Source organism: Rathayibacter sp. AY1A2, assembly GCF_002930935.1.
Lineage (GTDB): Bacteria > Actinomycetota > Actinomycetes > Actinomycetales > Microbacteriaceae > Rathayibacter.
Genome location: NZ_PSTP01000022.1, coordinates 14,279 through 26,299, shown reverse-complemented (window position 1 = coordinate 26,299; position 12,021 = coordinate 14,279). Strand labels below are relative to the sequence as shown.

Sequence of the window (12,021 nt, the reverse complement as noted above, 5' to 3'; positions counted from 1 at the left end):
GGCCCCGGCCGCGCGGGCAGAATGGGCGGATGTCCTCCCCCACGCGCGTCGCGGCGCTCGACTGCGGCACCAACTCCCTCCGCCTGCTGATCGCCGACGTGGAGGGCGGCCGCCTCCGGGACGTCAAGCGCCGCACCGAGCTCGTGCGGCTGGGCCGCGGGGTCGACCGCACCGGCCGCTTCGACCCGGCCGCGCTCGAGCGGGCCCTCGCCGTCACCCGCGAGTACGCGGCCGCCGCGCAGGAGGCCGGCGCCGAGCACCTCCGCTTCGTCGCCACCTCGGCCACCCGCGACGCGGCCGACCGCGAGGACTTCCTCGCCGCCGTCGAGCGGATCCTCGGCGTCACCCCGGAGACGATCTCCGGCGAGGAGGAGGCGCGGCTCTCCTTCCGCGGCGCGGTCTCGGCCGTCGACTCCGCCCGGCCCGTGCTGGTCGTCGACCTCGGCGGCGGCTCGACCGAGCTCGTGCTCGGCGGAGCGGAGCCGGAGCAGGCGCACTCGATGGACGTCGGCAGCGTCCGCCTGACCGAGCGCCACCGCCGGGCCGCCGCACCGACGGAGGGCGAGCGCGCGGCGATGCGGGCGGACGTGGGCGCCGCGCTGGCCGCCTCCTCCGTCGACCTCTCGCAGGCCCGGAGCGTCGTCGGCGTCGCCGCGACCGTGCTCACGATCACCGCGCACGTCCTCCGCACCACCGACCGCGCCGCGCTCGAGACGTCCCTCCCCCTCTCCGACGTCCTCGCCGCCTGCGACGAGCTCGCCGCGCTGTCTCCGGAGGGGACGGCGGCCCTCCCCTGGGTCCGCCCGGGGCGCGAGGACGTGCTGGCGGCCGGCGCGCTGGTCTGGGGCGAGGTCCTCCGCGCGGTCCACGAGGCGTCGCCGGGCGTCGACCGGGTCCACTCGACCGCGCACGACATCCTCGACGGCATCGCGCTCGGCCTCGCCTGACGCCCGCGCGGGTCAGGCGGTGAGGGCGCTCCCGAAGTCGCGCGGGAGCCGGGCGGCGGCGGCGAGCGGCACGAGGGTCAGCACCGCGAGGGCGAGGAAGGCGACGCGGTACGGGACGAGGCCGGGCCCGATCGCGGTGCCGACGGCGAGCGCCACCGCGCCCACCGCGACTCCGAGTCCGGCCGCGATCTGCTGCGTGGTGGCGTTGAGGGTGTTCGCGCCCGACATCGCCTCCTGCGGGACCTCGGCGAACGTGACGGTGTTGTACGCCGTGAAGCCCGCCGAGCGGGCCACTCCGCTCAGCACCAGCAGCGCCACCACGAGCGCCACCGGAGTCGCCGGCTCGAGGAACGCCATCGCCGCCATGCACGCCGCCCCGACCGCGCTCGCCGCGACCAGCACCCCGCGGAAGCCGAGGCGCCGCAGCAGCGGAGTCGTGGCCGGCTTGATCGCCAGGTTGCCGGCGAAGAGCGCCAGCACCACGGAGCCGGCCTGCACCGGGCTCCAGCCGAACGCGTCCTGGAACAGCAGCGGGAGCAGGAACGGCACCGCGTTCACGGTCGCCCGGTAGAGCGATCCGCTCGCGTTGGCGACCCGGAAGGTGCGGAAGCGGAAGGCGTCGAGCCGCACGAGCGGATGCTCGGCGCGGCGCAGGTGCCGCACGGCGAGCGCCGTCACGACCGCGCCGACGAGCAGCGGCGCCACCGCCCGCCCGTCGAGCTCGGAGCCGGTGAGGAGCCCCGCCGCTCCGACCAGCGCGCCGAGCCCGACCGCGACGAGCACCAGCCCCGCGACGTCGAGCGGGGGCGGCGCGCTCTCGGAGGTGGCGGGGACGATCCGGCGCGCGATCGCGAACGCGACGACCCCGAGGGGCAGGTTGATCAGGAAGATCCAGTGCCAGGAGGCGACGGTGGTGAGCAGCCCGCCGAGGAACGGCGCGATCACGGGGGCGACCAGTCCCGGCCAGACCAGGATCGCGATGGCGTGGATGATCCCCTCCCGCGGAGTCGCCCGCAGCACCGCGAGCCGGCCGACCGGCACCATCAGCGCGCCGCCGACGCCCTGCAGGACCCGGGCGCCGACCAGAAGCGGCAGCGTGGGGCTGAGCGCGCAGAGCAGGGAGGCGAGGGTGAAGACGGCGATCGCGGTGGTGAAGACGCGGCGCACGCCGAAGCGCTCGCTGAGCCAGCCCGAGGTCGGGATGAGGACGGCGACGGTGAGGAGGAACGCGGTGACGGTGATCGAGACCGCGGCGGAGTCGACGCCCAGGTCGGCGGCGATCGCGGGCGCGGCGGTCGTCACGATCGTGGCGTCGAGGTTCTCCATGAAGAAGCAGCCGGCGACGAGCAGCGCGAGGGAGCGGTGGCGGGGGTCCGTGCTGTCCTCCTCGGCGTGGGGCTGTCGGCGGCGAGCGTAGCGCGGCGACGGCGCGGCCGCCGGGCGGGTACCGTCGCAGCATGAGCGCTGCAGCCGAGACCAGGACGATCCAACTCCGACGCTACGAGCTGATGGACGGGGTGATGGACGACTTCCTCGCCTGGTTCCCCGAGCGGATCGTGCCGGCGCGCGAGGCCCACGGCTTCCGGATCGAGTTCGCCTACGCCGACCGCGAGGTGAACGAGTTCGTCTGGGCGGTCAGCACGGCCGGCGACGCCGACGCGTTCGCCGAGGTCGAGCGGGCGTACCTGGCCTCGCCCGAGCGCGACGCCGCCTTCGCGGGCGAGCCGAAGCGCGTCGCGGTGCAGCACGTGCGGCTGGTCGAGCGGATCGTCTGACTCGGGCGGCGTCCGAGCCGAGCGGCGTCCGACCCGGGCGCCGTCGTCTCCGGGGCGCCGCCGACTCCGGGCGCCGTCGGGTCCGGGCCCGTCAGCTCCGGGCGCGCCGCACGGCCGCGAGGACGCCGCGGACCACGAGCGTCCCGACCGCGATCGACCCGATCGCTCCGGTCAGGCGTGCCCAGACGTGCTTCGGCCGGTCGATCCCGGCACGGTCGGCGGGCGAGGGGAGCGAGGCGGGCGCGAGCGTGCGTCCCGCGGCTCCCGCCTCGGCCATGTGGGCGAGCCGGCGCACGGCCTCGCGGTTGCGGATCCAGAGGAACGAGTGCATCAGCGGCTTCGGGACGAGCGTGCCCGGGCCCTTCACGGGCGCCTCGTGCATCCGCACCTTCGCGCCGCGCGCGTGCGGCTCGACCTCGACGCGCACCCGGGCCTCGCCGAGCGGCCAGCCGGCGGCCTGGATGACCATCCGGCGCGGCGGGTCCCACTCGAGAACCGTGGTGCGGTCGTCGATCACGAGCGGCCAGAGGCCGAAGGAGTGGTGCAGCTGCGAGCCCACGTGCGGGAAGTCCGCGTCGACCTTCCGCATCCGCGACGCGCCGACGACCCAGCTCGGGAACAGCCAGCCGGAGGCGAGCACCGCGAAGACGGACTCGGGCGGGCAGTGGACGACGCGGGTGGTGCGGGACATCGCGGGCTCCTTCGAGTGGTGGTGGGGCGCGTGGCGGCGCCGTCCCTCAGCCTGGCAGGCCGGGGGCGGCGACGGGCGCAGCGCAACGGCGGCGGCTCAGGCCGGGTGCGCCTCCGGCGACAGGTCGGGCGACTCGCGCACCCCGAACTCGTGCCGCAGCGCGCTGCGGGCGGCGTGCCAGCCGGCCATGCCGTGCACGCCCGGCCCGGGCGGGGTGGACGAGGAGCAGAGGTAGAGCCCCTTCGCGGGCGTCCGCCACGGGTCGGTCGTGGGGACCGGGCGCGAGAGCAGCTGCGCGACGCTCGCGGCTCCGGCGGCGATGTCCCCGCCCAGGTAGTTCGAGTTGTAGGCCTGCATGTCGCGGGCGGTCATCGAGGAGGCGCCGATCACGCGGTCGCGGAACCCGGGGGCGAAGCGCTCGATCTGGGCGGTGATCGCCTCCTGCTGGTCGGCGGGCGAGTACCGGGGGACGTGCGTGTACGCCCAGAGGACGTGCTTGCCCTCGGGCGCCCGGGTCGGATCGGCGATCGAGGGCTGCGCCACCAGCACGTAGGGGCTGCGGCTGTGCCGGCCGCGCTTCACGTCACGCTCGGCGGCCGCGATCTCGGCGCGGCTGCCTCCGACGTGCAGCGTGCCCGCGCCGGCGAGCTCCGGGTTCGTCCACGGCACCGGCCCGTCGAGGGCGAAGTCGACCTTGGCCACGCCGTTGCCGTAGCGGAAGCGCTGGAGGGCCGCGGCGTAGGCCGGGGGCAGCCGGTCCCCCGCCATCGCGAGCAGCGCCGTCGGCGTGCCGTCGACGAGCACGGCGCGGGCCGGGGGCAGCTCGGAGAGCGAGGTCACCTCGACGCCGGTCTCGATGGTGCCGCCGTGCGCCCGGAGGTCGTCGGCGAGCGCGTCGACGATCGACTGGCTGCCTCCGATCGGCACCGGCCAGCCGCGCGCGTGGGCGTAGGCGCCGAGCGCAAGGGCGGCCGCGGCCGTCGACGGGCTCGGCATCGGGCGGATCGAGTGCGCGGCGACCCCGGAGAACATCGCCGGGGCGACGTCCTCGCGGAAGCGCAGATTCCACACCGGGGTGCCCTGCTCGAGCACCCGCAGTCCGAAGCGGATCAGCACGCTCGGGTCCGTCGGGATCCGCAGCAGCGCGTCGTTGGTGAAGCCCGCGACGCGGTCGGCCCGCTCGGAGAGAGGTCCCATCAGGGCGCGCCACGCCGCTCCGTCGCGCCCCAGCGCCTCGACCGTGCGGTCGAGGTCGCGGTAGGCGATGCCCGCGCGGCCGCCGTCGAGAGGATGCGCGTACGAGATCTCGGGGACGACCAGCTCGATGCGCCGGTCGAGCCCGAAGGCGCGGAAGAAGCCGGACGCGAGTGCCATCGGGTGCACCGCCGAGCAGACGTCGTGGTGGAAGCCGGGCAGCGTCAGCTCCGCCGTGCGCGCGCCGCCGCCGATCGTCTCGTTGCGCTCGAGCACGGTGACGGAGAGCCCGGCCCGCGCGAGCGTGACCGCGGCGGCGAGGCCGTTGGGGCCCGCCCCGATGACGACGGCGTCGACCACGGTCACTTCCTCCGCAGGGCCGAGACGACGCCCGCGGCGCCGGCGGCGAGGGCCGCGGCGGCCCCCGCGTAGCTCAGGGCGCGGTGGCGGATCATCCAGATCTGGGGCGTCATGGTGTGCGCGCGGTCGCTGAAGAGGCCGCGGGCGCCGTGATCGCCGGGGACCGGCTCGTAGACGTTGTTCGGCAGCATCGGCTCCGTCTTGTCGGGGGCCTGCTGACCGTCGAAGGCGCTGCGGGCGAGGTACCAGTCCATGAAGCGCCCGGCGAAGCGGTCGCCGAGGATGGTGCCCGCGGTCGGCTCGCCGACCCAGGTGCGGCGGCGCGGCTTGTCGGCCACGTCGGCGATCGCGATCGCGCCCACCTCGGGCTCGTAGATCGGCGGCACGGGCTGCGGGTGGTGCGGCAGCTGCGACTTCACCCAGTTGAACTGGATGGTGTTGAGCGCCGGCATGTCGACCTCGGACAGGCGCACGCGGCTCTTCGCGTGCAGCAGCTCCGCGGTGACGGCCTCGGTGAAGCCTCGGGCGCCGAACTTGGAGGCGCAGTACGCGGCCTGCAGCGGGATGCCCCGGTGCGCGAGGGCGGAGCCGACCTGGATGACGTGCCCGCGGTCGCGCGGGGTCATCCGGGAGAGGGCTGCGCGGGTGCCGTTGACGAAGCCGAAGAAGTTGACGCCCACGGCGCGCTCGAAGTCGGCGGGCTCGGTCGACAGGAACTCGCCGAAGACGCCGACCATCGCGTCGTTGACCCACAGCTCGATCGGGCCGAGCTCGGCCTCGACCCGGTCGGCCGCCGACTCGACGGCCTCGCGGTCGGCCACGTCGGTCGGGATGCCCAGCCCGCGCCGGCCCTTCTGCTCGATCTCGGCCACCGTGGCCGCCAGTCCGTCCTCGCCGCGCGCCAGCACGGCGACGTCCCAGCCGCGGGAGGCGAGCTCGCGGACCGTGGCGCGTCCGAGCCCGGCCGTGCCGCCCGTGACGACGGCGACTCCGCGGCTCATGCGCGGGCCTCGCGGGAGGAGGTCTCGAGGCGGGGGTGCTGCGTCATGGTGCGGGCTCCTTCGTGAGGGCGCGGTGTGCGTCGGGAGTCCCACGCTAGGCGGGAGCGGCGGCGCGGCGCGCGGGGTTGCGCCCGATCGGTGGAGAGCTCGGTGGATCCGCGCCCGGGGAGGAGAATCGCTCCCGACAGCTCCCGGCTCTCCTCCAGAGACCGCCGCCAGACTGACGCCCGCCCGAGCACCCTCCGACCGGATCGACGCATGACCTCTCTCCTCGACCTGAGCCTCGTCTCCGGCCCCCTCGTCGTCGCCGTCTACGTGCTCGCGATCGGAGCGCTCCTCCTCCTGCTCGCCGCCCACGTCCGCGCTCCCCGCCGCGGGCGCTCCCGACGCGGCGGGATCGCCGTCGCTGTCCTCCTCCTGGGCCTGATCGGCGGCGCCGCCCTGGCCGCCCTCGTCGACGGGCCCGACGGCCCGTTCGGCGTCGACTTCACGCCGGTCACCCGGGTCGCGATCGGCCTGGGGATCGGCGGGCTGGGCGTCGCCCTGGTCGTCCTCGGACACGCGATCGCCCGCCGGCGCGCGCGCGGGGTGCTCGCGTCGCTCGCGGCCGGAGTGCTCATCGTCGCGGCGGCCGCGATGACCGTCAACATCGACTTCGGCCAGTACCCCACGGTGCGCAGCGCGCTCGGGATCAGCGCGTACTCCGACTCCTCCGTGCCGGTCGCCGCCGCGGACGGACCGCACTCGGACCTCGCGACCTGGACGGCCCCGGCCGGGATGCCCGCCGTCGGCTCGGTCTCGACGGTCGCCATCCCCGCCACCGCGTCGGGCTTCCCGGCCCGCGACGCCGTGGTCTACCTCCCGCCCGCGGCCCTCACCGCGACCCCGCCGCTGCTGCCGGTGATGATCATGCTCTCGGGACAACCGGGGTCGCCCTCCGATCCGCTCTCGACCGAGAAGTTCCAGCAGACCCTCGACGCCTACGCCGCCGCGCACGCCGGCCTCGCCCCGATCGTCGTGTCGCCCGACCAGCTGGGCGATCCCGACAGGAACCCGATGTGCGTCGACTCGCCGCTCGGGAAGTCCGCCACCTACCTCACCGTCGACGTCCCGAACTGGATCCGCGCCAACCTGCCCGTGCTCGGGGACGCGCAGCACTGGGCGATCGGCGGCCTCTCGCAGGGCGGGACCTGCTCGATCCAGCTCGGCGCCGGCCACCCGTCGCTCTTCGGCAACATCGTCGACGCCTCGGGCGAGCTCGCGCCGACCCTCGGCAGCGAGGCGGCGACGGTCGCGCAGGGGTTCGGCGGCGACCAGGCCGCCTACGAGGCCGCGAAGCCGGTGAACGTCCTCGCGGAGAACGCCCCCTACACGGGCACCGTCGCGATCTTCGGAGTCGGCGCCGAGGACACCTCGTTCCTCCCCGGGGCGAAGACCGTCTACGCCGCGGCCGTCGCCGCCGGCATGAGCGCCACCTACCTCGAGGTGCCGGACAGCGCCCACGACGTCACGGCGTGGTCGGCGACCTTCGACAAGGGCCTCGAGATCCTCGCCGACCGCTGGAAGCTCGTCCCCGCCTCCTGAGCGGCTCCGCGCCTCAGGCGCTCTCCACCAGGCGCCTTCACCCTCGGCGGCGACGTGGAGAGCGCCTGGCGCTTCGGGCTGGAGCGGATCGTCTCCGCGCTCGCTCCGGCCGCGTCGCGCTGAGCGCCGCCGCTCAGGCCCGGCGGAGCGCCGCCTCGTCCTCGAGGAACCGCGGACGGCACGCGACGATCCCGCTGACCAGCAGCACCGCCACTCCGGCGAACAGCAGCGCGTACGCGCCGCTCCAGTCCCCCTGCGCCTCGTAGAGCACGCCGATCAGCAGCGGGCCGAGGCAGGCGAGCCCGTAGCCGAGCCCCTGCGTGGCGCCGGAGAGGGTCGAGGAGCCGGTGGTCGTCCGGGTCCGCGCGTTCACGAGCGTCAGCGTCATCGGGAACGTGCTGACGCCGAGCCCGAGGCAGACCACCCACGCCACGGCTCCCTCCAGCGGAGCGACGACGAGGCCGGCGTAGCCGACCGCGAGCAGCGCGCAGCACACCACCACGACCACGACCGGGTTGCGCATGCCCAGCGTCAGCGGCGGCACCACGAACGCGGCGGCGAGGCCGAACACCGAGAACAGCGCCAGCAGCGCCCCGCCCTGCGCCGGATCCGCGCCCGCGTCGACGAGGATCGTCGGCAGCCAGGTGATGATCCCGTAGGTGTGCAGACCGGTCATCCCGAGCATCAGCACCATCGCCCAGAGCAGCGGCGTGCGCCAGGCCCCGTCCACGCGGCCGCCGGCGGCGGCCGGAGCCGCCCCGCCTCCTCCGCGGGCCGCGAGCGCCGCCCAGAGCAGGCAGGCCGCGGCCGTCATCACGGCCCAGATCCCGATCGCCCAGCGCCACCCCGCCGTCGAGGCCAGCGGCACCGCGACCAGCGGAGCGACGAACTGGCCCACCTGCAGCAGCGCCAGGTAGAGCGAGCTGACCGTCTTGATCCGCTCGGCGAAGTACCGCTTCACGATCGGCACGATGAGCACGTTCGTGGTGCCCACGCCCGCGAAGGCGACGACGGTCGAGAGCACCAGAGCGACCGGGCTCGGGCTGAGCGCGCGGAGGGCGATGCCCAGTGTGGTCACCAGCGTCGCGATCGCGAGCGTGCGCTCCAGGCCGATCCGGCGCGAGACGGCCGCGGCGACGAAGCCGAAGACGGCGAAGGAGGCGGTGACGATCGTCCCCAGCGCCCCGTAGAGCGAGGGCCCGAAGCCGAGATCGGCGCCGATCGTGTCGAGCAGCGGGCTGAAGCCGGTGACGGCGGTGCGGAGGTTCAGCGCGGTGATCGCGATGGCGGCGAGGGCCAGGAGGGCGGTGGCGCGGAGCGTCGGTGCTGCGGTCATGGAGTCCCCGAGAGATAGGATGATGGGATGAATCCTGGCGAGTCTAGCCCCGCGGCGCCGTTCCAGCGCGAGAGCGTGATCGACCACGTCACGGCGCTGTTCCACGAGGAGATCCGCTCCGGCCGCTGGGCCGTCGGCGAGCGGATCCCGGTGGAGGCCGAGCTCGCCCGCTGGACCGGCGCCGGACGCAACTCCGTCCGCGAGGCCGTCCAGGCCCTCGTGCAGGCGGGCCTCGTGCGGCGGGAGCAGGGGCGCGGCACGTTCGTCACCGCGCGCTCGCAGCTCGCCGAGTCGCTGCGCCGCCGCATCCCGAGCGCCGCCCGCCGGGAGGGCCTCGAGCTGCGGTTCGCGATCGACGGGGCGACGGCCGCGCTGGCGGCCGAGCGCCGCACCGGGGAGGACGTCGCCGCCCTCCGTGCCCTGCTGGCCCGCCGGGCCCGCTCGTGGGAGGCGCCGGAGCTCGCCGAGCGGATCGCCGCGGACACCGCGCTGCACCGGGCCGTCGTCGTCGCGACCCACAACGACCTGTTCGTCGAGCTCTACGACGGCCTCACCGGCATGTTCGAGTCGGTGCTGGAGGAGGACGTCGTCGGCGAGGAGGACGTGCACGCCCGCCAGCACGCCGAGCTGGTCGAGGCGATCGCCGCGGGCGACGCCGAGGGGGCGCGGCGCCGGATCGAGGAGCTGCTCGCGCCGCTGCTGGCCGAGGCGCAGCAGGGCGGCGGCTGAGGAGGATCCTCCGAGGCGGGCGGCACGCGCTCACGGCCGGCGTCGTGCCGCCCGGCGAGCGGGATCAGCCGAGTGGGATCAGCCCCGCGGACGACGGGTCGACCAGAGCGCCCACGCCACCAGCAGCGGCTGGAACGCGAGGCGCACGGCGCGCTTGCGGTCGGTGTCGAGGCCGAAGGCGCTCGTCCGCGTCACCCACTGCGAGACGTTGCCCGGGAAGATCGCGGTGAAGAAGGCGGCGGCCGCGGCTCCGACCAGCGGCGCCCGTCGGCGCGCGAGCACCAGCGAGGCGCCCAGGCCGATCTCGACCACGCCCGAGGCGAGCACGACCGCGTCCTTGTCCAGCGGCACCCACTCGGGCACCTGCGCCTGGAACTCCTCCCGCTTGCGGGTGAGGTGGCTCACCCCCGCGAAGAGGAGGGCGGAGCCGAGGAGCACCTTGGCGCCGGTGCGGAGGAGGGACGGGGAGGAGGATGTCATGCGCTCCATCGTTCCCGATGCGGGCCGCCGCCGCCGCCGTGGCGCGGCCAGTGCGCACGAACGTGCCGGTGTCGGAGGCGGCGCCTAGTCTGATCGCGTGACTGACCGCATCCTCGTCCTCACCACCGGTGGCACCGTCGACAAGGAGTACTCGCTCGCGGGCGAGCTCGAGATCGGCGCCCCGATGGTGCCGCGCCTGCTCGCCCCGGTGCTCACCACGCTCGAGTTCCGCGTCGAGGAGGTCCTCGCCAAGGACAGCCTCGAGCTCGACGACGCCGATCGGGCCCTCATCCGCGAGCGGGTGCTCGCCGCCGAGGAGGACCGGATCGTCCTCACCCACGGCACCGACACGATGACCGCGACGGCCGAGGCCCTCGGCGTCGTCCGCGATCGGGTGGTCGTCCTCACCGGCGCGATGCAGCCCGCACGGATGCTCGACAGCGACGCCGCGTTCAACCTCGGCACCGCGGTGGCCGCCGTGCAGCTGCTGCCGCCGGGCGTCTACCTCGCGATGAGCGGGCGGGTGCTGCCCGCCGGCTCCGTGGTGAAGGACCGGTCGATCGGCGTGTTCCTCCCGGCCTGAGCCGAACGCCGGGCCAGGGTCGCCCGCGGACGGGCTTCCGGCCGGACCACCCTCAGGCCTCGGCGAGCTCCGCGGTGCAGGCGGCGCAGAGCCCGAAGACGTCCACGACGTGGTGCGCGTCCGTGAAGCCGTTCTGCGACGCGACCGAGCGCGCCCACTCCTCGACCTCGTCGGCCGCGATCTCGACCGTCAGCCCGCAGCGGCGGCAGATCAGGTGGTGGTGGTGCGTCCCCGGCGTGCAGGCGCGGTAGAGGCTCTCGCCCTCGGGCGACTGCAGCGAGTCGGCCTCGCCCTCCACGGCCAGGTCCGAGAGCGCGCGGTAGACCGTCGCGAGCCCGATCGGCGAGCCGGAGGCGTGCAGCGCACTGTGCAGGCCCTGGGCGCTGACGAAGTCCTCGCGACGCCCGAGGGCCTCGCGCACCGCCTCGCGCTGCCACGTGTTGCGCTTGACCACTGGACCACCTCCACTCCGCACGACCCGGGCCACGCTACCGCCCCCCGCCGACGGCGAGCCGGGAGCGCCGGACGCCCTTGCGGCCGATGATCCGGCAGACCGCGTAGATCGCGAACGAGATCGTCGTCACGTAGGGGCTGATCGGGATCGATCCGCCCAGCGCGAGCAGGATGCCGCCCACCAGCGCGCCGACGGCGAAGAGCACGCTCAGCAGCGGCACGACCACCGGCGAGGCGGACAGTCGCAGCGCCGCGGCCGCCGGCGTCACCAGGATCGCGAGCACGAGCAGCGAGCCGACGATCTGCACCGAGACGGCGACCGCGAGGCCGAGCAGGAGCATGAACGCGATCGAGAGCGCCCGGGTGGGGATGCCGCGCGCGGCCGCCACGTCGGCGTCGACGCTCGCGAAGGTGAGGGGGCGCCAGATCAGCGCGAGACCGACGAGGACGACCACCGAGATGCCGATCAGCCACCCGAGCTGCGGGTCGTCGACCGCGACGATCTGCCCGGTGAGCAGGCCGAACTTGTTCGCGCTGCGGCCCGGGTAGAGGGCCAGGCAGAGGATGCCGATGCCGAGTCCGAAGGGCATCAGCACCGCGATGATCGAGTTGCGGTCGCGGGCGCGCGAGCCGAGCACGCCGATCAGGACGGCCGCGATCAGCGAGCCGACGATCGATCCCTCGACGACGCCGACGCCCAGCAGCAGCCCCGCGGACGCCCCCGCGAACGAGAGCTCGCTGATGCCGTGGACCGCGAAGGCCATGTCGCGCGACATCACGAAGACGCCGATGAGCCCGCCGACCACTCCGAGGACCGCGCCGGCGATCACCGAGTTCATCAGCAGCGACAGCAGCGCTCTGTAGTCCGAGAAGTCGAAGATCTGCGAC

General features: G+C 74.9%; 13 protein-coding genes. 5 read left to right on the top strand and 8 right to left on the bottom strand.

Features of this window, described 5'->3' with window-relative positions:
• The first annotated feature begins 29 nt into the window (after positions 1-29).
• Positions 30-947, top strand: a complete 918-nt coding sequence (locus tag C5B93_RS14745) for an exopolyphosphatase (protein ID WP_104292772.1) — start codon at positions 30-32, stop codon at positions 945-947.
• 12 nt (positions 948-959) lie between these two features.
• Here C5B93_RS14745 and C5B93_RS14740 read toward each other — a convergent pair whose 3' ends face one another.
• On the bottom strand, positions 960-2,273 hold the full coding sequence (locus C5B93_RS14740; protein ID WP_104292771.1) for an MFS transporter: 1,314 nt from the start codon (positions 2,271-2,273) through the stop codon (positions 960-962).
• A 131-nt stretch (positions 2,274-2,404) separates the two neighbouring features.
• Between C5B93_RS14740 and C5B93_RS14735 the strand changes: the two genes are divergently transcribed.
• Complete coding sequence (locus tag C5B93_RS14735) at positions 2,405-2,722, top strand: NIPSNAP family protein (protein WP_104224531.1); 318 nt, start codon at positions 2,405-2,407, stop codon at positions 2,720-2,722.
• A 91-nt stretch (positions 2,723-2,813) separates the two neighbouring features.
• On the opposite strand, the gene C5B93_RS14730 is transcribed toward C5B93_RS14735, so the two are convergent.
• The 3 genes from C5B93_RS14730 to C5B93_RS14720 form a co-directional block, all read right to left on the bottom strand.
• Positions 2,814-3,413, bottom strand: coding sequence for an SRPBCC domain-containing protein (locus C5B93_RS14730; RefSeq protein ID WP_104233566.1), 600 nt, complete (start codon positions 3,411-3,413; stop codon positions 2,814-2,816).
• Positions 3,414-3,509: 96 nt separating this feature from the next.
• On the bottom strand, positions 3,510-4,967 hold the full coding sequence (locus tag C5B93_RS14725) for a phytoene desaturase family protein (RefSeq protein ID WP_374953148.1): 1,458 nt from the start codon (positions 4,965-4,967) through the stop codon (positions 3,510-3,512).
• Positions 4,968-4,969: 2 nt separating this feature from the next.
• On the bottom strand, positions 4,970-5,968 hold the full coding sequence (locus tag C5B93_RS14720; RefSeq protein WP_104233564.1) for an SDR family oxidoreductase: 999 nt from the start codon (positions 5,966-5,968) through the stop codon (positions 4,970-4,972).
• Positions 5,969-6,226: 258 nt separating this feature from the next.
• On the opposite strand from C5B93_RS14720, the gene C5B93_RS14715 reads away from it, so the two are divergent.
• Positions 6,227-7,552 carry an esterase family protein gene (locus C5B93_RS14715; protein WP_104292769.1) on the top strand — a complete coding sequence of 442 codons (1,326 nt, stop codon included), beginning with the start codon at positions 6,227-6,229 and terminating at the stop codon, positions 7,550-7,552.
• Positions 7,553-7,685: 133 nt separating this feature from the next.
• On the opposite strand, the gene C5B93_RS14710 is transcribed toward C5B93_RS14715, so the two are convergent.
• Positions 7,686-8,888 (bottom strand): MFS transporter, encoded by a 1,203-nt coding sequence (locus tag C5B93_RS14710; protein ID WP_104256448.1) that lies wholly within the window; start codon positions 8,886-8,888, stop codon positions 7,686-7,688.
• A 27-nt stretch (positions 8,889-8,915) separates the two neighbouring features.
• Here C5B93_RS14710 and C5B93_RS14705 point away from each other — a divergent pair, with 27 nt between their 5' ends.
• Entirely contained in the window at positions 8,916-9,617 is a 702-nt protein-coding gene (locus tag C5B93_RS14705) for a FadR/GntR family transcriptional regulator (RefSeq protein WP_104292768.1), read from the top strand.
• 78 nt (positions 9,618-9,695) lie between these two features.
• Here C5B93_RS14705 and C5B93_RS14700 read toward each other — a convergent pair whose 3' ends face one another.
• A complete protein-coding gene (locus C5B93_RS14700; RefSeq protein WP_181027249.1) occupies positions 9,696-10,106 on the bottom strand; it encodes a hypothetical protein in 411 nt (136 codons plus the stop codon).
• Between the two features lie 88 nt (positions 10,107-10,194).
• On the opposite strand from C5B93_RS14700, the gene C5B93_RS14695 reads away from it, so the two are divergent.
• A complete protein-coding gene (locus C5B93_RS14695; RefSeq protein ID WP_104224541.1) occupies positions 10,195-10,680 on the top strand; it encodes an asparaginase domain-containing protein in 486 nt (161 codons plus the stop codon).
• A 52-nt stretch (positions 10,681-10,732) separates the two neighbouring features.
• Here the strand turns inward: C5B93_RS14695 and C5B93_RS14690 are convergent, their stop codons facing one another.
• Positions 10,733-11,134 carry a Fur family transcriptional regulator gene (locus tag C5B93_RS14690; RefSeq protein ID WP_104238381.1) on the bottom strand — a complete coding sequence of 134 codons (402 nt, stop codon included), beginning with the start codon at positions 11,132-11,134 and terminating at the stop codon, positions 10,733-10,735.
• Positions 11,135-11,168: 34 nt separating this feature from the next.
• Complete coding sequence (locus C5B93_RS14685; RefSeq protein ID WP_104224551.1) at positions 11,169-11,972, bottom strand: metal ABC transporter permease; 804 nt, start codon at positions 11,970-11,972, stop codon at positions 11,169-11,171.
• Positions 11,973-12,021: the final 49 nt, after the last annotated feature.

Excerpts from the sequence above, each read along its gene's own strand:
- C5B93_RS14745 (WP_104292772.1), top strand. The coding sequence starts at position 30 with ATGTCCTCCCCCACGCGCGTCGCGGCGCTCGACTGCGGCACCAACTCC.
- C5B93_RS14740 (WP_104292771.1), bottom strand. The coding sequence starts at position 2,273 with ATGGAGAACCTCGACGCCACGATCGTGACGACCGCCGCGCCCGCGATC.
- C5B93_RS14735 (WP_104224531.1), top strand. The coding sequence starts at position 2,405 with ATGAGCGCTGCAGCCGAGACCAGGACGATCCAACTCCGACGCTACGAG.
- C5B93_RS14730 (WP_104233566.1), bottom strand. The coding sequence starts at position 3,413 with ATGTCCCGCACCACCCGCGTCGTCCACTGCCCGCCCGAGTCCGTCTTC.
- C5B93_RS14720 (WP_104233564.1), bottom strand. The coding sequence starts at position 5,968 with ATGAGCCGCGGAGTCGCCGTCGTCACGGGCGGCACGGCCGGGCTCGGA.
- C5B93_RS14715 (WP_104292769.1), top strand. The coding sequence starts at position 6,227 with ATGACCTCTCTCCTCGACCTGAGCCTCGTCTCCGGCCCCCTCGTCGTC.
- C5B93_RS14710 (WP_104256448.1), bottom strand. The coding sequence starts at position 8,888 with ATGACCGCAGCACCGACGCTCCGCGCCACCGCCCTCCTGGCCCTCGCC.
- C5B93_RS14705 (WP_104292768.1), top strand. The coding sequence starts at position 8,916 with ATGAATCCTGGCGAGTCTAGCCCCGCGGCGCCGTTCCAGCGCGAGAGC.
- C5B93_RS14700 (WP_181027249.1), bottom strand. The coding sequence starts at position 10,106 with ATGGAGCGCATGACATCCTCCTCCCCGTCCCTCCTCCGCACCGGCGCC.
- C5B93_RS14685 (WP_104224551.1), bottom strand. The coding sequence starts at position 11,972 with ATGAACTCGGTGATCGCCGGCGCGGTCCTCGGAGTGGTCGGCGGGCTC.